Origin of the sequence: Georgenia sp. M64, assembly GCF_038049925.1 — a bacterium.
Lineage (GTDB): Bacteria > Actinomycetota > Actinomycetes > Actinomycetales > Actinomycetaceae > Georgenia.
The window spans coordinates 2,411,318-2,428,839 of record NZ_CP145809.1 but is presented as its reverse complement, the minus strand read 5'-3'; the positions used below and the strand labels follow the sequence as shown (position 1 = coordinate 2,428,839).

The following is a 17,522-nucleotide window of genomic DNA, read 5'->3' as shown; positions in this document are numbered from 1 at the left end:
GATGAGCGCGACGACCGAGACGTCCACGATGGCGGCGGCGGTCTGGACCGCCACCGACGAGGTGGCGCACCGCCAGGTCGAGCGGCCGGAGGTCCCCGACGGCTGGGCGCTCGTCCGCGTGGCCTACAACGGGATCTGCGGCACCGACCTGTCGATCCTCCACGGCAAGCACCCGCGGGCCCAGGCGCCCCTGGTCATGGGCCACGAGATGTCCGGGTGGGTCGAGCAGGCCGGCGCCACCGGCACCGCGGCCGGCACCCTGGTCACCGTCGAGCCGCTCATCACGTGCGGCGAGTGCCGCGCCTGCCGCACCGGCAGCTCCCACGTGTGCCGGCGCCTGGGGCTGTACGGCATCGACGCCCCCGGCGGCATGGCCGAGTACGTCGCGCTGCCGCCCGAGGTGCTGCACGCGGTGCCCGACGGCGTCGACCCCCGCACCGCCGCCCTCGCCGAGCCGCTCGCCGTCGCCGTCCACGCGGTCGACCTCTCCGGCATGGAGCGCGGGGACACCGTCGCCGTCTACGGCGCCGGACCCATCGGGATCCTCACCGCGCTCGTCGCGCGGCACGAGGGCGCCGGTCGCGTGGTCATCACCGAGCCCAGCCCGTGGCGCCGCTCGGTGGCCGAGGGCCTCGGCTTCACGGTCGTGCCCGAGGGCTCGAGCATGGCCGAGACGCTCGCGCCGCTGACCGACGGCGAGGGTGCGGACACCACCTTCGACTCCGCGGCCCACCCGTCGGTGGCCGCCGAGCTCACCGCGGCCACCCGGGTGCTGGGGCGGATCGTCGTCGTCGGCGTGTACAAGCAGCCGACCGCGCTGGACCTGCAGGCCGTGTGCTTCAAGGAGCAGAGCCTCGTGGGCGTGCGGGTCTACACCTCCGCCGACATGACCCGGGCCATCGAGCTCATCGCCGCCGGCGAGCTGGGCCTCGAGGGCTTCCCGACCAAGGCCTTCGGCCTGGCCGACATCGGCGCCGCGTTCGACGCCGCCACCTCCGGACAGGACTGCCTCAAGGTCCTCGTCACCCCGCTGGACGGAAAGGCAGACGCATGAGCGTCAACAGGTTCGACCTCACCGGCCGCACGGCCGTGGTCACCGGGGGAGGGCGCGGGCTCGGCTCCGGCATCACCCGCTCGCTGCTCGAGGCCGGGGCCGACGTCGTCGTCCTCGCCCGCAACGAGGTCCCCGGGGAGCTGTGCGAGCACGCCGCCTCGCTCGGCCGAACCGTGTCCTTCCAGCAGGTGGACCTCGCCGACGGTGACGCCGTCGCCGCGGCCGCCGAGGCGGTGCTCGCCGAGCACCGGGTCGACATCCTCGTCAACAACGCCGGCACCCAGGACCGCTACCCCGCCGTGGACTTCCCGCTCGAGGCCTGGGACACGGTTCTCGACATCAACCTGCGCGCGCCGTTCCAGCTGTGCCAGATCTTCGGCCGGCCGATGCTCGAGCGCGGCGAGGGCAAGGTGGTGAACTTCGCATCACTGCTGTCCTTCCAGGGCGGCATCACCGTGCCCGCCTATGCGGCGAGCAAGGGGGCGATCGCCCAGCTCACCAAGGCGCTGTGCAACGAGTGGGCCGGCAAGGGCGTCAACGTCAACGCCGTCGCGCCGGGCTACATGGCCACCGAGATGAACAGCGCGCTGCTGGCGGACCCGGTGCGGCTCGAGCAGCTCTCGGTCCGGATCCCGGCCGGCCGCTGGGGCACGCCCGAGGACATCGGCGACGTCGTGGTGTTCCTCGCCTCCGACGCCGCCGCGTACGTTCACGGGCAGGTCCTCGCCGTCGACGGCGGGTGGCTGGCGAGGTAGCGGGTCGCGAGCGGGCACCGCACCCCGCTGACCTCGCGCTCACGCTCGGGAAGGGTTCGCCGAGGGCGTTCGGCACGTGGATGACATCGTGCCGGACGCCCTCGGCCTGTCCGGTCCTCACCCCCGGCGGGCGGGCGGAGGGCGGCACGGTGACCGCCACCCGCTGTAGCCGAAAACTGTGTCAGGAATGCCCGTACGTTCTCCTCGGCCAAGCTGCTCAGGAGTGCCCGGCGCGGTCTGTGCAGGCTGGGTGGCTCGTGGGACGGCCTGGTCCTGGCCTCCCGCACCTCGACGGTGTCTGCGCTGTTGCCAGGACCGACGCAGGGTGGGCTGGCGGTCCAGGTCGGGTCTGTGGGGGAGCGCTCCCCCCATGGGCGCGTTTCCGTGGACAAGAGTTCATCTCGGGTTTAGCGTGAGGCCACAACGCATTCATGGCTCACAGCCATCCTGGGCTGTGGGGGAGAGCGCTCCCCCTTGACGTCGACATGGAAGTCCCGGTCGGTCCAGGTTCGGCTCGCCGCCGCACTGAGATCACCGCCGATCCCGAGAGAAAGAGTCCCTCGTGCACAAGCTCTCCAGCATCGCGGCCGCCGCCGCGGCAGCCACCCTTCTCCTGTCCGCCTGCAGCGCCACCGGCGCGGACACCGACGACGCCGAGACGACTCCCGCCGCCGGTGGTGAGGGTGGCGGCGAGACCCTCATCGTCTACACGAACTCCAACGCCGACGGTCGCGCCGAGTGGCTGACCGAGCAGGCCGCCGAGGCCGGGTTCGACATCGAGGTCGTGGGCCAGGGCGGCGGCGACACCACCAACAAGATCCTCGCCGAGGCGGGCAACCCGGTCGCGGACGTCGTCTTCGGCCTCAACCACATGTACTTCTCCCAGCTCGTCGCGGCCGACACGATCGAGCCCTACGAGCCGGCATGGTCGGGCGAGGTCGACCCCGACCTCGCGGACCCCTCCGGCGAGGGCTACTTCTGGCCGCTGGTCCAGCAGGGGATCGTCCTGGCCTACAACGCCGACGTGTACACACCGGAGGAGGCGCCGCAGGAGTGGACCGACCTGTGGAACGACGAGCGCTTCCACGAGCGGTACGAGACCGTGGACGGCCTCGGCGGCGCGACGACCCAGCTGATCTTCGCCGGCATCCTCGACCGCTTTAAGGACCCCGAGGGCGACCTCGGCGTCTCGGACGAGGGCTGGGAGCAGATCCAGGGCTACTTCGAGCACGGCAACCCCTCCGTGCCGGACACCGACCTCTACCTGCGCATGGCCGAGGGTGAGGTCGACATGGGCCAGATGTTCACCTCCGGCATCCCCTCGCGCGAGGAGGAGTACGGGGTCGACTCGGAGATCATGCGTCCCGAGTTCGGCATCCCGTTCGCCGTCGAGCAGATCGCCGTGGTCAAGGGCACGGACCAGACCGACCAGGCGCACGAGTTCATCGACTGGTTCGGTGGCGCGGAGGCGCAGGCGGCGTGGTCCGCAGAGTTCGACTCCATGCCGGTCAACGAGGGTGCGATCGCCGAGGCCGACCCGGAGATCGTGGAGTTCCACGAGAACCTCGTGCAGCAGGACATCGACTGGGAGTTCGTCGCCGAGAACATCGCCTCCTGGATCGAGAAGGTCGAGCTCGAGTACGTCCCGTGACCGCCCGGCGGGCCGGGGCCAGATGCCCCGGCCCGCCGTGCCCGGGCTCGCCCGACCGCCGTCCAGCACCCCGCACCGAGGAGAGACACCGTGATCCGCTACGAGAACATCGAGGTCACCTTCGATGACTTCGTCGCCATCCCGCACCTGGACCTGGAGGTGTCCGAGGGCGAGTTCTTCACCCTGCTCGGCCCGTCCGGCTGCGGGAAGACGACGGCGCTGCGCACCCTCGCGGGGTTCATCGAGCCGAGCGCGGGCGACATCTACGTCGACGGCAAGGCCGTCACCCGGCTGCGCAGCGACCAGCGACGGGTGGGCATGGTGTTCCAGAACTACGCGCTCTTCCCGTCGATGGACGTCTGGGAGAACATCGCGTTCGGGCTCAAGGTCCGTAAGGAGGGCAAGGCCGAACGCGACCGGCTCGTACGCGACATCGCCCGGCGCGTGGACCTGAGCGAGGAGCAGCTCGGGAAGAACCTCGCCGAGCTCTCCGGCGGCCAGCAGCAGCGCGTGGCGATCGCCCGCGCGCTCGTCCTTCAGCCGAAGATCCTCCTGCTCGACGAGCCGCTGTCCAACCTCGACGCCAAGCTCCGTCACCAGCTGCGCGGCCAGCTCAAGGAGCTGCAGCACGAGTTCGGCATCACCACGCTCTACGTCACGCACGACCAGGACGAGGCGCTGACGATGTCGGACCGCATCGCCGTCTTCAACAAGGGCCGCGTCGAGCAGGTCGGTACTCCGCAGGAGATCTACGACGCCTCGGCCACCGAGTTCGTCTGCACCTTCATCGGCGAGGCCTCCCGTCTCACCCCCGCGTTCCTCGCCGCCCTGGGCCCTGGCGCCGGACTCGACCCGGCGCGGTCGTCCTACCTGCGCCTGGAGAAGGTCGGCCTGCTCACCGAGGGCACGACCCCGCCGCCGCAGAGCTGCGCCGTCGACGGCGTCGTGGCCGCCGCGAGCTACCACGGGCTCCACTCCGTCTTCACGGTCGAGTCCCACGGGGCGAGCGTCCAGGTCCTGTTCAAGGAGGACGGCCAGGTCCGGCCCGCGGTGGGCGAGCGGGTGACCCTCACCCTCGACCCCACGCACGTCCTGCAGTACGGCGACGACGGAGTGCGCGTCCCACCGGCGCCGCGCGCGACGGTGGCCCACCGATGAGCCGCACACCCGTGCGCAGCATGCTGCGCTCACCGTTCGTGCTGGTCGTCTCGGTCGTCCTGACCTGGTTCATCGCCGCGTTCCTCGTGTGGCCGAACGCCAACCTGCTCATCGAGACCTTCTTCCCCGACGGGGCGTTCTCCGGGCGGGCCGTGGAGAAGCTCGCCTCCTCCGAGCGGGCGATGACGTCGCTGACGAACAGCTTTCTCCTCGCCGTCACCCTCTCGGTCACCACGAACGTCGTCGGCGTCTTCATCGTCCTGGTGACGAAGTACTTCGACATCAAGGGGGCCCGGATCCTGTGGTTCGGGTACGCCACGACGTTCATCTACGGCGGCATCGTCCTCGCCGCGGGCTACAAGTTCGTCTACGGCGAGGACGGGATCGTCACCGGGTTCCTGCTGCGGATCTTCCCCGGGCTCGACCCCGCCTGGTTCACCGGCTACCTCGCCGTCCTGTTCGTCATGACGTTCGCCACGACGACCAACCACATGCTCTTCCTGTCCTCGTCGCTGGCCAAGGTCGACCACCAGACCATCGAGGCCGCGAAGAACATGGGAGCCGGCACGTTCACCATCCTCTTCCGGGTGGTCCTGCCGATGCTGCGCCCGATGCTCTTCGCGATCACGATCCTGTCGTTCCTCACCGGTCTGGGAGCACTCTCGGCCCCTCAGGTCCTCGGCGGCCGGGACTTCCAGACGATCGCACCGATGATCCTCACCTTCGCCGGCTCGCCCACGTCGCGCGACCTCGCCGCGCTGCTCGCCGTCGTCCTCGGTGGGGCGACGATCCTCATGCTCGCGGTGATGACCCGGGTCGAGAAGGGCGGCACGTACTTCTCCCTCTCGCGGGTCTCCACAGCCCTGGAGAAGCAGCGGATCACCAACCCGGTGGCGAACATCGTCGTGCACGTCGTCGCCTACCTGCTGTTCGCCGTCTACGTCCTGCCGGTGGTCCTCATCGTCCTGTACTCCTTCGTGGACTCCACGACGATCGAGTCGGGCAGCTTCGCCATCGAGAAGATGTCGATCGACAACTACGTGCGCGTGCTCGGGCAGGAGTCGTCGCTGCGCCCGTTCCTGGTCTCGATCGTGTACTCGGCGGCGGCGGCGGTCATCGTGGTCGGCGGTCTGCTCTTCGTCACCCGGATCCTCTCCAAGTACCGCAACGGGCTGACGACGACGTTCGAGTACCTGCTCCACATCCCGTGGATCCTGCCCGCCGCCATGATCGCGCTCGGGCTGATCATGAGCTACGACCACCCGAGCCCGCTGGTGGGCAACGTCGTCCTGACCGGCACGGCGGTGATCCTGCTCATCGCGTTCGTCGTGGTGAAGATCCCGTTCACGCTGCGTCTGCTCAAGGCGGCCTTCGCGGGGGTGAACTCCTCCCTCGAGGAGGCCGCGACCCTCATGGGCGCTCGCACGCTGTACATCTTCCGGCGCATCCTCTTCCCGGCGGTCCTGCCCGCCGCGGCCGCGGTGCTCGCGCTGAACTTCAACTCCCTGCTCGACGACTACGACACCGCCGTCTTCCTCGCTCACCCGCTCTTCCAGCCGCTCGGCCTGGTGATCAAGGCCAACACCGACGGGACGGCGAGCCTGGACGCGCGGGCGAACACGTTCGTCTACACCGTGCTCCTCATGGTCATCACCGGCCTGACGATGTACCTCGTCTACGGCCGTGCGGCGCGCACGCGGAAGCGGCGCACACGGCTGCGGGCCGCTCTGCCCACCTCGCTGCCGGGCGAGACGGAGGCTCGCTGATGTTCGGCCAGGAGCGCTTCGCCGCCACCAACGCGCTCCTGGGGGCGCGAGCCGCCGAGGTCGGCACGCTCATCGTCGTCCACCGTGGGACCGCCGTCGGCTCGCTGGTGGAGAACACCCCCGAGTCGGTCGTCGCCGCGGTCGCGTCCGGGGGCGACGTCGTCGAGATCGACGTCGTGGCATCCACGGACGGGGAGTTCTTCGCCTTCCACGACGGCAACGAGCAGCGGCTCCTCGGCACGACCACGGACCTGCGTTCGTGCACCGCCCGCGAGATCCGTGCGCAGCGGTACGTCCACAGCGAGCGGCCCGGGCGACCGGCGCCGGTCGCCGGCCTGCTGGACCTCCTCGGCGGCGTCCCCGCGGGCACGCTCGTCAACGTCGACCGCTCCTGGACCTGGTGGGAGAGTCTCCTGCCCGCCCTCGACGCCCTGAGCATGAGCGCACAGCTCCTGCTCAAGTGCTCGGCCGCCGGGCTCGACCGCGTCGACGTGCTGCGCGCCCACCCGGTGAAGTACCCCTTCGTGCCGATCTGCGCGACGGTGGAGCAGGCGCACCACCACCTCGAGGACCCTCAGCTGAACACCGTGGGCGTGGAGCTGCTGGCACGGGATGGCGACAGCCCGTTCCTCGACCCCGCCGTGCTCGCCGACCTCCGTGCCCGGGGTGCGTTCGTCCTGGTCAACGCCGAGGTCCTCACGACCGGCCGTGACCTCTTCGCCGGGCACGACGACGAACGCGCCGTTCTCGGCTCCCCGGACGAGGGCTGGGGACCGCTGTTCGACCTCGGCGTCGACGCGATCCAGACAGACTGGCCCTGGTTGCTGCGCGACTACCGCGCGGCCCGGGAGCGCGTGGCGGTGGGAGCATGAGCGTCGAGGACGACCCGACGGGGGCCGGCGCGGCGTTGCCGGATGTGCCCGACGTGCCCGACCAGCTCACGAGCTTCACGATGGAGGACGTCGCCGCGGCGGCCGGGGTCTCGCGCACCTCGGTCTCCCGCGTGATGCTGGGGCAGAAGAAGGTCTCGGAGGAGACCCGGCGCCGGGTCTTCGCCGCCGCCGAACGGCTCGGCTACGTGCCCAACGTGCTCGCCTCCGAGCTGGCCTCCCGTGGGTCGTCGACGATCGGCCTGCTCCTGCGCGACGCCGCCAACCCCGCCTACGGCCTGCTGTTCACCCAGCTCCAGGAGGCCGCGCACGCCGCCGACCTCACCCTCGTCTCGATGACCGTCACCGCCGACACCCGTGGCCGGCGTCAGGTGGCGGGCCTCCACCGGCTCATGGGGATGCGGGTGGGCGGCCTCATCGTCGCCACCGGCGGGGTGACCAGCGAGCAGCTGGAGCCGTTCTGCTCCCGGATCCCCATCATCCGGGCCGGCCGGCCCGAGACCACCGATCACATCCACGCCGTGTCCTACGACGAGGTCCACGCCGGCCGCAGCCTCGCCGAGCACGTCGCTGACGCCGGTCACCGCGACGTCGCGATCCTCGTGACGGCCGAGGGGGACTCCTACCCCGAGTACGTGCGCGGCACCACGATGGCCGCCACGCTCGCCGGTCGCGGGGTGCGGATCATCCCGGTCCCCGTGGGCGCCGGCCCGCGCGGCGGCGTCGCCGAGGCGGTGGCCCTGGCCCGCGAGGGCCGGGTGAGCGCGATCATGTGCCCGTCCGACCTGCGCCAGCTCGAGGTCCTCCGGGGCCTCGCCGCCGTGGGCCTGTCCGTCCCGGGAGACGTCTCGGTCTCCGGCTGCGACGGGATCCTGCACGGCGCCGACCTCCTCGGGCTGACGACCTACCGCATCCCCGTCGAGCAGCTCGCCAGGCGCACGGTGGCCCGGATGGCCGAGCTGCTCGCTGCACACCCGGGCGCCGGCGTCGTCGCCGAGCGTCTCCCCGGGGTCCTCGTCCCTGGGCGGACCGTCGGTCCGCCGTCCTCCCGGAAGGAACCATGACCGAGCTTCGTCCCGCCGAGCACCCCCGAGCGCGCCACTTCCTCGTGCACATCTCGGACACCCACCTCGTGCCTCCGGGCCGGCTGCTCGGCGACGTCGCCGACGCAGGCGGGCACCTCTCCGAGCTCCTCGACGGACTCGAGACCACCGGTGTGCACCCGGAGGCCATCGTCTTCACCGGTGACCTGGCCGACCGTGGAGAGGCCGGCGCCTACCGCAGCCTGCGAGGCATCGTCGAGCCGGTGGCCGCCCGCATGGGGGCCAAGGTCGTGTGGGTCATGGGCAACCATGACGACCGGGCCGGCCTGCGTACCGAGCTCCTCGACGCGCCGGGCTCCACCGAGCCCTACGACCACGTCGTCATGCTCGGCGGGCTGCGCCTCGTCGTCCTCGACACCACCGTCCCGGGCCGGCACCACGGAGAGCTCGAGCCGACCCAGCTCGAGTGGCTGCGCGAGGCCCTCGCGGTGCCCGCGCCGGAGGGCAGTCTGCTGGCGCTGCACCACCCGCCGGTCCCGTGCGTGCAGGACCTCGCCGTCACCGTCGAGCTCCGCGACCAGGCGGCCCTCGCCGAGGTGCTGCGCGGCTCTGACGTCCGGGCCATCCTCGGTGGGCACCTCCACTACTCGACAGCCGGAACCTTCGTGGGGATCCCGGTGTCCGTCGCGTCGGCCACCTGCTACACCCAGGACCTCCAGACCCCCGGCCGCGGCACCCGAGGGCGCGACGGCGCCCAGGCGTTCAACCTCGTGCACGTCCACGACGACACCGTCACGCACTCCGTGGTGCCGATCGGGCAGTACCGGACGGTGGGGCGCCACGTCGACGCCGCCGAGACCGACCGGATGCTGGCTGCGGCCGGGCTGTACATCCCCGGTCCGGACGAGATCCTGGCGCGGCGCTGACGTGTTCCGCCTGACCAACCCCGTCAAGCGCTACGCGTGGGGATCGACGACCGCGCTCCCGGCCCTGCTCGGTGCCGAGCCCGACGGCCGGCCGGTGGCCGAGATCTGGATGGGCGCGCACCCTGCTGACCCCTCCGTGGACGAGGCCGGGACCGGGCTCGACCGCCTGGTCGCCAAGGACCCGGCGGCCTCACTCGGGCCTGGGGTGCGCGGTGACCGGGTGCCGTTCATGGCCAAGCTCCTCGCTGCCGCCGCGCCGCTGTCCCTCCAGGTCCACCCGACCGCCGAGCAGGCCGAGAGCGGGTTCCGGCGTGAGGAGGCCGCCGGTCTCAGTAGGGACGACCCCGGCCGGAGCTACCGCGACCGTTCGGCCAAGCCCGAGCTGCTGCTCGCACTCGAGGAGACCGAGCTCCTCGCAGGGTTCCGCCCGCCCGCCGAAGCGGACCGGCTCCTCTCCGGGCTCGGACTCGACGCGCTCGCGCCCGTGGTGGCCACACTCAGGGCCGCCGACCCCCAGCACGTACACGGTGCTGCGCTAGCCGCGATCCTCCTCGACCCGGCGCCCCACGAGCTCGCCGACGCGGTGACCCGACGGGTGCGCGAGCTCGGCGAACGGGGCATGTTCCGGACCGAGTACGCCACGGTGGCGAGCCTGGCCGAGCACCACCCGGGCGACGTCGGGATCGTCGCCGCGCTGCTCCTCAACCAGCTGCGTCTGGCGCCGGGCGAGGTCGTCTACGTCCCGCCCGGCATGGTCCACTCCTACCTGCACGGGACCGGCCTGGAGATCATGGCGACCTCGGACAACGTCGTCCGGGCGGGCCTGACAGCCAAGCACGTGGACGTCGCCGAGCTGCTCCGGCTCGTGGACCCGGCGCCGGGGGGGCCGGGCCGGCTCGAGGGCTCGGCGGCCGGCGCCGGGACGTTGTACCGGCCGCCGGTGCGCGACTTCGCGCTCTGGACGCTGACGGGGAGCGCTGGTGCAGCCGTACCGGAGTCCGGCCCACGCATGGTCGTCTCGTGCGCGGGACGCGCGACGGTGTCGGGCGCGCACGGCTCGCTCGACGTCGGCCCGGGGGAGTGCGTCTTCCTCACCCATGCCGACGGACCCGTGGAGCTCGGCACGGACGGGCTGCTGGCCGTCGTCCACTGCCCGGAGCGGGTTCCCGCTCTCGTGTGACCGGGTGGGCGCCACGTGACCGGCGTCTTGGTCGCGGGGCGCAGGGCTCCAGATCACGCCTCACATCGCCGGCGCCCGGACCACGCCATCCGGCACCGCTGGGGTCAGGATCGCCGTCGCCGCTGATCCCGTGTCGAGCATCGTTCTGCGGTTGACGACGACGACCACGACGGCGACCGCGACGAACAGCCACATGTCCCACGGCTGCGCGTCAGGCCAGACCGGGTTGTTCATCTGCGCGTGGAAGAGGAAGGCGACGAGCAGGCTGCCCCGCGCGGCGTTGAACATCGGGGTGAGGATGACGCTGATCGCGATGACGCCCAAGAAGAACGGCCAGAACTCCCAGGCGGACTGCTTCGTGCCGCTCAGCAGGAACGACGGCGTGTGCCAGATCGTGATGACGAGACCGAGGAGCAGGCTCGACCAGAGGGGCGCCAGCCTCCGCTGGAGCAGCGGCAGGGCGACCCCGCGCCAGCCGAGCTCCTCGATGGGGCCGATGAACAGCATCGCCAGCAGGGCGGGCACGACGGCGGACCAGGGCTGGAACGGGAACGGGTCGGTCAAGGAGCCGGTGATCGCCGCGCCGGCGTAGAACACCGCCGGCATGCCGACGAGGAGCACCAACCACCAGGCCGGTGACATGCGGACCAGCGCGAACCGCCGGAAGAAGCGCGCCACCCCCGCGAGGCCTTCGTGTCTCCACACCAGGAGCACGCCGACGATGCCGGGGGAGTAGACCATGAAGATGAAGATCGGGTTGGTGTAGCCCATCGGGCCGAAGACCCCGTCGAGCGGCTCGGAGAAGAACACGTAGAGGACGCCGACCCCCCAGGACAGGCCGAACGTGGCGAGGAAGAACGTCCGCAGCGAGCGGATGGAGAGCCCTGTCGTCGTCGGGTCGGTGCTCGGGCTGCGCATCGGTGTGCGGGTGGACATGCGATCCCTCCGGATCAGATCGGACGCGTGGCGGCGAAAAATTCCGCCCGAGATGACCGTTCCAGTCGCGGCGGCGCGCGGGTATCGGGATCCGCCCTCGTCAGGACCCTGATTGGACCCTGGCCCGCCTTCCGCGGTCCGCCTCCCACTGTCCTCACGGGCGCTGCGGCGTCGATGGACGAACGTCCCCCAGCGAGCCTCGTACGTCCTCGGGTCGGTCCTTCCAGACCCGCGGTCCGGGCGCGCCCACCTCTACACCTTGCGATATACGTATACATATGCGTATGCTCAGGTCGGAGGCTAGGATGATGACATGCCCAACAAGACGATCTACGTGGCCGAGAGGGACGTCGACCTCTTCCAGCGCGCGCAGGAGCTCGCCGGCGGGAACCTCTCGGCAGCGATCTCCAAGGCGCTGCAGCGCTACGTCGAGGTCGAGGAGGGCAAGGACGAGGGCCTCCAGGAGATCACCGTCCGTGTCGGACCGGGCAAGGGCCGGCGCCAGCGGTTCCTCGGCGTGCAGCTGGTCGACTGGACGCGGTCGACGAAGAACCGGTCCGAGCACTACCGGGTCTTCCGCAGCCGCGTGGGCAAGTTCGTCGTCCACGTCGAGCGGTCGGCGGAGTACGTCGCGGCCGCCGGCCCCGACGGCAACCTCACCGGCTGGCGCCGTCACCTCAGTGCCGACCAGTCGTGGGGCACCACCGCCGCGACCGCCACCCTCGAGGTCGTCGACGACCTCGACGCCCTGCGCGAGAAGATCCCCGCACCGCTCTACGACCTCGTCGTGGTCGCCGTCGACCAGCCGGTCATCGAGGACCTCGACATCTGACCGGCCGCGGCCCCAACGCTGATCCACGCCGATCCATCACCGCTCCTGCCGCCCGTGGCCTGACCGGCCGCCCGTCCCGGACGTCCGTCCCACCGGGTGCCTGACCCGCGCACCCGCCCGCCGCCGACCCGCGGCCGCCCCCGCCTGCCCGCACTGGGCGGGCGTCAGCCTGCCCACACCTGAGAAGGAACCACCATGCCCACCCCCACCAGCCCGGCCGTCGAGGCCCTCGGGCTGCGCAAGTCGTTCGGTGAGCACCTCGTGCTCGACGGCATCGACCTCGTCGTGCCGGCCGGCACCGTCCTCGCTCTGCTCGGCCCCAACGGGGCCGGCAAGACGACCACGGTCCACATCCTCTCGACCCTGCTCTCCCGCGACGCCGGGACGGTCCGCGTCGCCGGTCACGACCTCGACGACGACCCCGACGCGATCCGCGCCGTCATCGGCCTCACCGGCCAGTTCTCCGCCGTCGACGCCCTCCTGACCGCGGAGGAGAACCTCCACCTCATGGCCGACCTCCACCGCCTCCCGCGCGCGGAGGGCCGACGACGGGCCGCCGACCTCCTCGCCCGGTTCGACCTGACCGAGGCCGCGCGCAAGCCCGCCTCGACGTACTCGGGCGGCATGCTGCGCAAGCTCGACCTCGCCATGACCCTCGTCGGGGAGCCCCGCGTGGTGTTCCTCGACGAGCCCACCGCCGGGCTCGACCCGTGCAGCCGCCGCGCCATGTGGGACGTCGTCCGCGACCTCGTCGCCGACGGCGTGACGATCCTCCTCACCACCCAGTACCTCGAGGAGGCGGACCACCTCGCCGACCGCGTCGCCGTTCTCGACGCCGGCCGGATCGTCGCGCACGGCACCCCCGCCGAGCTCAAGCGCCTCGTCCCGGGCGGCACCATCCGCCTCCACCTCGCCGACCCGACCGCGCTGGCGACGGCGACCCGCGCCTTCCCCGACGCCGTCGCGGACGCCGAGGCCCTGACCATGAGCGTCTCCGGCACGACCGACGTCCCGGCCGTCCGGGCCGTCCTGGACCGGGCCGAGCACGCCGGCGTCGTCACCGAGCACGTCGAGGTCACCGGCCCCGGGCTCGACGACGTCTTCCTCGCCCTCACCGGGCACGCCATCCCCACCCGAGAGGCCGTGTCATGACCGCCGTCCCGCTCGCCCTGCACGACTCCGCCACCATGCTCCGCCGGAGCCTGCGCCGCATGCGCCGGTACCCGAGCATGACGGTCATCCTCGTCGGGATGCCCATCGTGTTCCTGCTGCTCTTCGTCTACGTCTTCGGCGGGACGCTCGGCGCCGGACTCGGTGGCACCGAACCCGGGGGCGCCGGCCGCGCCGTCTACATCGACTACGTCACGCCGGCGATCATCGTCATGACGGCCGCGGCGGTCGCCCAGGGCACCGCCATCTCCGTGGCCATGGACATGACCGAGGGCATCATCGCCCGGTTCCGGACCATGGCGATCTCGCCCGGCTCCGTCCTGGCCGGGCACGTGCTCGGCAGCGTCATCCAGTCCCTGCTCGCGATGTTCGTCCTGCTCGTCGTCGCCGTCCTCATCGGCTTCCGGCCCGCGGCCGGCCCGCTGGACTGGCTCGCCCTGCTGGGCCTCCTCACGCTCGTCGCGTTCGCCCTGACCTGGTTGTCCGTGGCGCTCGGGCTGCTCTCGAAGAGCGTGGAGACGGCCAGCAACACGCCTATGTTCCTCATCCTCCTGCCGTTCCTCGGCAGCGGGTTCGTCCCCGTCGAGACCATGCCGACGGCGGTGCGCTGGTTCGCCGAGTACCAGCCGTTCACCCCGATCATCGAGACGGTTCGCGGCCTGCTCCAGGGCGGTCCCGACGGCGGCACGGCGGCTTGGGCCGTGGGGTGGTCGCTCGCCGTCGCGCTGGGGGGCTACCTGTGGGCGCGGGCGCTGTACCGGCGCGAGCGGGTGCGCTGAGTCCGGTCGGCTCCGGCGGTTGGTTCTGGGCAGCCGGCTCTGGGCGGTCGGTGGTGGACGGTCACCACGCCGCGAAGGTCAGTCGCAGCAGCGAGTGGGGCTGGAGGTCGTCGTCGTTGCTGAGCAGGACGATCACGTCCTCGGCGTCGGGCGTCACACCCGCGTACGAGACGTAGCCGGGGATGTTGCCGCCATGGCCGTAGCCGGGCCCGCTCGGCAGGGACAGGCGCCACACCCCCAGGCCCATGCCGAGGCCGAAGCCGCCCCTGCCCTCGAACTCGGTCATCTCGGTCATGGTCGCGCGGCTGAGCAGCTCGCCGGCGGCGAGGGCGCGGTAGAAGACCGCCACGTCCGAGGCCGTGGAGATGAGGGCGCCCGCACCGGGACCGAGGGTCTCCAGGGCGCGGTAGGAGACGCCCTCGGTGTGCCCGTCCGGCTCGAACACGTCGGAGAAGCCGGTCACGAGGTCCGGGGCAGGGGCGAAGGCCGTGTCGGCGAGGTCGAGGGGCCCGGTGATGCGCTCCTCGACGAGGTCCGCGAGCGTACGGTCGCTGACCGACTCGATCACCATCTGTGCCAGCAGGTAGTTGGTGTTGGAGTAGACGTGCTCCGCCCCCGGCTCGAAGTCCCGTTCGACCCTCCCGGCGAGGGCGAGCGCCTCGTCGTTCGTCCACACGCGGTCGAAGTCGCTGAGGACGGCGACGAGGTCGGGGTGGTTGATGACGTCAGGGATGCCGCTGGAGTGGTGGAGGAGCTGGCGCACGGAGACGCCCTCGACCAGTCCGAGGTCCGGCAGGTGGTCGCCGACGGCATCGTCCAGGCCTAGCTCGCCCTCCTCCACCAGCTGCAACAGCACCACCGCGGTGAAGGTCTTGGTGATGCTGGCGACGCGGAAGGCGTCGGTCGCCTGAAGGGGAGTCCCCGTCGGGTCCGCCGTGCCCGCCGCACAGACACGGATCTCCCCGCCGTCACGAGCGAGGGCCACCACGATGCCGCCGTCGTGGCCGTCGACGGCCTCGTCGATAACCTCCTGGAGGGTCAGAACCTCACCCGAACGGCTCGGTTCTCGCTCGCACTCGTCGGCCGAGCCGGCAGTGGTCGGCCCGGCCGTGTCTGACCCGGACGTGCCCGGCTCGGCGGAAGACGGTCCGGACGACGGGGGAGCGGCGGTCGCACCGTCGGCGGTCTCGCCGGCGGTACCTCCGTCTACGGTCTCGGCGGCGGTCCCGTCCGTGGTCGGCTCGGACGCCGTCGTCGGCGGTTCGGTGGAGCAGCCACCGACCTGCAGAGCGACGAGCGCGAGTCCCGCTCCCAGCAGTGTTCTCATGCGTCTCATGCGCCGCTCCGAGTCGTCGACTCATGGTGCGCGCGCGGTGACAAATCGGGCAAGAGCCCGTCGCGTCACGGAAGGCCGGCGCGGTCGAGCTCCTGCTGGAGCCGCGGACGACGCCGGTGCTCGACACGGAGCGAGGCGACGAACGCGTCGACGGCGGCGGCGTCCTCGGTCTCCCGGGCGAGCGTGCGCATCCTCCTCAGGCGGCGGGCCGCGAGCCGGTACTGGTGTGCGTCCGCCTTCACGAGTGCGGCCTCGACGAGCTTCATCTGCACGGGCAGGACGGCACGTGGGTCGATGCGCTCGTACGCGTCGACCAGACGGTCCCAGGCGTCGACGTCACGCAGCTCCAGCTCGTGCGCGAGGTCCCACGCGAGCCGGGCGTCCTTGAGACCGAGGAGGGCGAAGAGGACCGCCTCGCGGGGGTCCGCCGCGAGCCGGTCGAGGACCTCGTCGCGGTAGTCCGGCCAGGCGGCCCCGGCGTCCTCGAGGAGGTGCCCGGCTGTGGTCGCCGACGGCCAGGTGCGGAACACCTGGAGCCGGGCGGCCGACAGCTCGTCCGGGCGGTGGGCGGCCAGGAGGCTGCACCAGTAGCGCGCGGCCCTGAGCGACTGATGGCCGCGGTCGTGCTCGGTCGCCCGCCTTGCCCAGTCGACGGCCAGGTCGATCTCGCCGATCTCCTCCAGCGCCTCGGCGGTGTCGTGGAGCCAGGCTGCGACCTTCCGGTCCCGGGCGTGGGTACGGACGATCTCCTCGACGTCGCGGTCGAGCACCGCGAGGCGCTGCTCGTTGTGGTGGAGGGTGAACCACTCGTGCGTGCTCTCCGACCGCCACCACTCGCCCTCGGCGGGCTCTGCCCCGAGACGCCCGCGGATCTCCGCGAGCCGGTCGCGGTACGCCGCGACGCCGTGCTCGCCGAGGGCCGGCGCGTAGGCGACGGGGTCGATCTCGAAGTAGTCGACGTCGCCGTCGAACTGGAACCGGATCATCCAGTCCACGAGCCTGCCCGGGGCGACGCCCGCCCCCGCCGCGTGCACGGGGTGCAGCGCGAGGAGACGGCGGCATGCGTCACCGATGATGCCGCTGGAGTCGTCGGCGCGGGCGATGATCTTCACGGCGGAGGCGAGCGCCCTGTGCGTGACGGCGTACAGGCTGGCCGGGTTCTCGGTCGCGGCGGCCTGCTCGAGCAGGTCGACGGCGTCGTGCATCTGCCGGCCGTGGGCGTTGGACGCCGACCAGCGGTGCAGATCGGCGCGGGTGCGGATGAGCGGCAGGACGGCGTCGGCAAGCTCGGTCATGCGGCCCATTGTCCCGTTGGAGGTCGAGAGTCCTCGTAGGGAGCGTTCTTGCGGGACCAACGGCTCTGCCGAACCACCGATGACCGGCGGACCATGGAGCAGATGGGAGCGGTTCGGCGTGCCGTCGACGGCGCGCCCGACGTGCTCCCCGGGACAGGAGCAATCGTGAAGGTCTTCCTCACGTACGGCACGACCGAGGGCCAGACGGCCAAGATCGCCGACGTCGTCGCCGACGTCCTCCGCGACCGCGGCCACGAGATCACCATGGTCGACGTCAAGGACGCCCGGGGCGCGATACCCGACGGCTACGACGGCATCGTCCTCGGGGCGTCCATCCACATGGGCAAGCACGACAAGCATGTGGTCGAGCTGGCCAGGAAGAACCACCAGATGCTCGCCCGTGTCCCGTCGGCCTTCTTCTCCGTCAGCCTCGCCGCCCACGGCGACCCGCCGGAGGCCGAGGGCTACGTCGAGCATTTCGAGCAGGAGACGGGCTGGCGGCCGGGCACGGTCGGCATCTTCGGCGGGGCGCTGCTCTACACGCAGTACGGCTTCGTCAAGCGGCACATGATGAAGAAGATCGCGAGCGACAAGCCCGGCAGCCTCGACACCGACATCTCCCGCGACCACGTCTACACCGAGTGGGACGGCGTGCGGCGCTTCGCCGAGGGCTTCGCCGCCCAGCTCGAGCAGGCGACGGCGCCGACCGGGTAGCGACCGCGGCGGGCACGCTCGCCTGGTCGCGGTAGCG

16 protein-coding genes are annotated in these 17,522 nt (G+C 71.6%); 13 read left to right on the top strand and 3 right to left on the bottom strand.

Features of this window, described 5'->3' with window-relative positions; translation table 11 throughout:
* Position 1 precedes the first annotated feature (1 nt).
* The 9 genes from AAEM63_RS10945 to manA all read left to right on the top strand — a co-directional run bounded on the left by AAEM63_RS10945 (position 2) and on the right by manA (position 10,423).
* Complete coding sequence (locus AAEM63_RS10945) at positions 2–1,054, top strand: alcohol dehydrogenase catalytic domain-containing protein (RefSeq protein WP_341358307.1); 1,053 nt, start codon at positions 2–4, stop codon at positions 1,052–1,054.
* Positions 1,051–1,809: a glucose 1-dehydrogenase gene (locus AAEM63_RS10940; RefSeq protein WP_341358306.1), complete on the top strand. Its 759-nt coding sequence runs from the start codon at positions 1,051–1,053 to the stop codon at positions 1,807–1,809. The genes AAEM63_RS10945 and AAEM63_RS10940 overlap by 4 nt, the downstream gene beginning before the upstream one ends.
* Before the next feature lie 562 nt (positions 1,810–2,371).
* Positions 2,372–3,460, top strand: coding sequence for an extracellular solute-binding protein (locus AAEM63_RS10935; RefSeq protein WP_341358305.1), 1,089 nt, complete (start codon positions 2,372–2,374; stop codon positions 3,458–3,460).
* 90 nt (positions 3,461–3,550) lie between these two features.
* Positions 3,551–4,618 carry an ABC transporter ATP-binding protein gene (locus AAEM63_RS10930; protein WP_341358304.1) on the top strand — a complete coding sequence of 356 codons (1,068 nt, stop codon included), beginning with the start codon at positions 3,551–3,553 and terminating at the stop codon, positions 4,616–4,618.
* Entirely contained in the window at positions 4,615–6,384 is a 1,770-nt protein-coding gene (locus tag AAEM63_RS10925) for an iron ABC transporter permease (RefSeq protein ID WP_341358303.1), read from the top strand. The genes AAEM63_RS10930 and AAEM63_RS10925 overlap by 4 nt, the downstream gene beginning before the upstream one ends.
* Positions 6,384–7,256: a glycerophosphodiester phosphodiesterase family protein gene (locus AAEM63_RS10920; RefSeq protein WP_341358302.1), complete on the top strand. Its 873-nt coding sequence runs from the start codon at positions 6,384–6,386 to the stop codon at positions 7,254–7,256. Before AAEM63_RS10925 ends, AAEM63_RS10920 begins: the two co-directional genes overlap by 1 nt.
* Positions 7,253–8,338, top strand: a complete 1,086-nt coding sequence (locus tag AAEM63_RS10915; RefSeq protein WP_341358301.1) for a LacI family DNA-binding transcriptional regulator — start codon at positions 7,253–7,255, stop codon at positions 8,336–8,338. The genes AAEM63_RS10920 and AAEM63_RS10915 overlap by 4 nt, the downstream gene beginning before the upstream one ends.
* Positions 8,335–9,243: a phosphodiesterase gene (locus tag AAEM63_RS10910; protein WP_341358300.1), complete on the top strand. Its 909-nt coding sequence runs from the start codon at positions 8,335–8,337 to the stop codon at positions 9,241–9,243. Before AAEM63_RS10915 ends, AAEM63_RS10910 begins: the two co-directional genes overlap by 4 nt.
* A gap of 1 nt (position 9,244) precedes the next feature.
* The gene (manA, locus tag AAEM63_RS10905) at positions 9,245–10,423 is read left to right on the top strand and encodes a mannose-6-phosphate isomerase, class I (protein WP_341358299.1); all 1,179 of its coding nucleotides are present in this window, start codon (positions 9,245–9,247) and stop codon (positions 10,421–10,423) included.
* A 60-nt stretch (positions 10,424–10,483) separates the two neighbouring features.
* Here manA and AAEM63_RS10900 read toward each other — a convergent pair whose 3' ends face one another.
* A complete protein-coding gene (locus tag AAEM63_RS10900; protein WP_341358298.1) occupies positions 10,484–11,359 on the bottom strand; it encodes a type II CAAX endopeptidase family protein in 876 nt (291 codons plus the stop codon).
* A gap of 313 nt (positions 11,360–11,672) precedes the next feature.
* On the opposite strand from AAEM63_RS10900, the gene AAEM63_RS10895 reads away from it, so the two are divergent.
* The 3 genes from AAEM63_RS10895 to AAEM63_RS10885 all read left to right on the top strand — a co-directional run bounded on the left by AAEM63_RS10895 (position 11,673) and on the right by AAEM63_RS10885 (position 14,140).
* Positions 11,673–12,191: an EXLDI protein gene (locus tag AAEM63_RS10895; protein WP_341358297.1), complete on the top strand. Its 519-nt coding sequence runs from the start codon at positions 11,673–11,675 to the stop codon at positions 12,189–12,191.
* Between the two features lie 195 nt (positions 12,192–12,386).
* Positions 12,387–13,343, top strand: coding sequence for an ATP-binding cassette domain-containing protein (locus AAEM63_RS10890; protein WP_341358296.1), 957 nt, complete (start codon positions 12,387–12,389; stop codon positions 13,341–13,343).
* A complete protein-coding gene (locus tag AAEM63_RS10885) occupies positions 13,340–14,140 on the top strand; it encodes an ABC transporter permease (RefSeq protein ID WP_341358295.1) in 801 nt (266 codons plus the stop codon). Before AAEM63_RS10890 ends, AAEM63_RS10885 begins: the two co-directional genes overlap by 4 nt.
* Positions 14,141–14,201: 61 nt before the next feature.
* On the opposite strand, the gene AAEM63_RS10880 is transcribed toward AAEM63_RS10885, so the two are convergent.
* Both AAEM63_RS10880 and AAEM63_RS10875 read right to left on the bottom strand, forming a co-directional pair.
* The gene (locus AAEM63_RS10880; RefSeq protein ID WP_341358294.1) at positions 14,202–15,467 is read right to left on the bottom strand and encodes a serine hydrolase; all 1,266 of its coding nucleotides are present in this window, start codon (positions 15,465–15,467) and stop codon (positions 14,202–14,204) included.
* A 74-nt stretch (positions 15,468–15,541) separates the two neighbouring features.
* A complete protein-coding gene (locus AAEM63_RS10875; RefSeq protein WP_341358293.1) occupies positions 15,542–16,771 on the bottom strand; it encodes a DUF6880 family protein in 1,230 nt (409 codons plus the stop codon).
* Between the two features lie 165 nt (positions 16,772–16,936).
* Here AAEM63_RS10875 and AAEM63_RS10870 point away from each other — a divergent pair, with 165 nt between their 5' ends.
* A complete protein-coding gene (locus tag AAEM63_RS10870) occupies positions 16,937–17,485 on the top strand; it encodes a flavodoxin domain-containing protein (RefSeq protein WP_341358292.1) in 549 nt (182 codons plus the stop codon).
* The last annotated feature ends 37 nt before the right edge of the window (positions 17,486–17,522 follow it).

Bases quoted from the DNA above. Each gene is read 5' to 3' on its own strand.
- AAEM63_RS10945 (WP_341358307.1), top strand. From the start codon at position 2: ATGAGCGCGACGACCGAGACGTCCACGATGGCGGCGGCGGTCTGGACC.
- AAEM63_RS10925 (WP_341358303.1), top strand. From the start codon at position 4,615: ATGAGCCGCACACCCGTGCGCAGCATGCTGCGCTCACCGTTCGTGCTG.
- AAEM63_RS10885 (WP_341358295.1), top strand. From the start codon at position 13,340: ATGACCGCCGTCCCGCTCGCCCTGCACGACTCCGCCACCATGCTCCGC.
- AAEM63_RS10900 (WP_341358298.1), bottom strand. From the start codon at position 11,359: ATGTCCACCCGCACACCGATGCGCAGCCCGAGCACCGACCCGACGACG.
- AAEM63_RS10920 (WP_341358302.1), top strand. From the start codon at position 6,384: ATGTTCGGCCAGGAGCGCTTCGCCGCCACCAACGCGCTCCTGGGGGCG.
- AAEM63_RS10890 (WP_341358296.1), top strand. From the start codon at position 12,387: ATGCCCACCCCCACCAGCCCGGCCGTCGAGGCCCTCGGGCTGCGCAAG.
- AAEM63_RS10895 (WP_341358297.1), top strand. From the start codon at position 11,673: ATGCCCAACAAGACGATCTACGTGGCCGAGAGGGACGTCGACCTCTTC.
- AAEM63_RS10940 (WP_341358306.1), top strand. From the start codon at position 1,051: ATGAGCGTCAACAGGTTCGACCTCACCGGCCGCACGGCCGTGGTCACC.
- AAEM63_RS10915 (WP_341358301.1), top strand. From the start codon at position 7,253: ATGAGCGTCGAGGACGACCCGACGGGGGCCGGCGCGGCGTTGCCGGAT.
- AAEM63_RS10910 (WP_341358300.1), top strand. From the start codon at position 8,335: ATGACCGAGCTTCGTCCCGCCGAGCACCCCCGAGCGCGCCACTTCCTC.
- AAEM63_RS10880 (WP_341358294.1), bottom strand. From the start codon at position 15,467: ATGAGAACACTGCTGGGAGCGGGACTCGCGCTCGTCGCTCTGCAGGTC.
- AAEM63_RS10875 (WP_341358293.1), bottom strand. From the start codon at position 16,771: ATGACCGAGCTTGCCGACGCCGTCCTGCCGCTCATCCGCACCCGCGCC.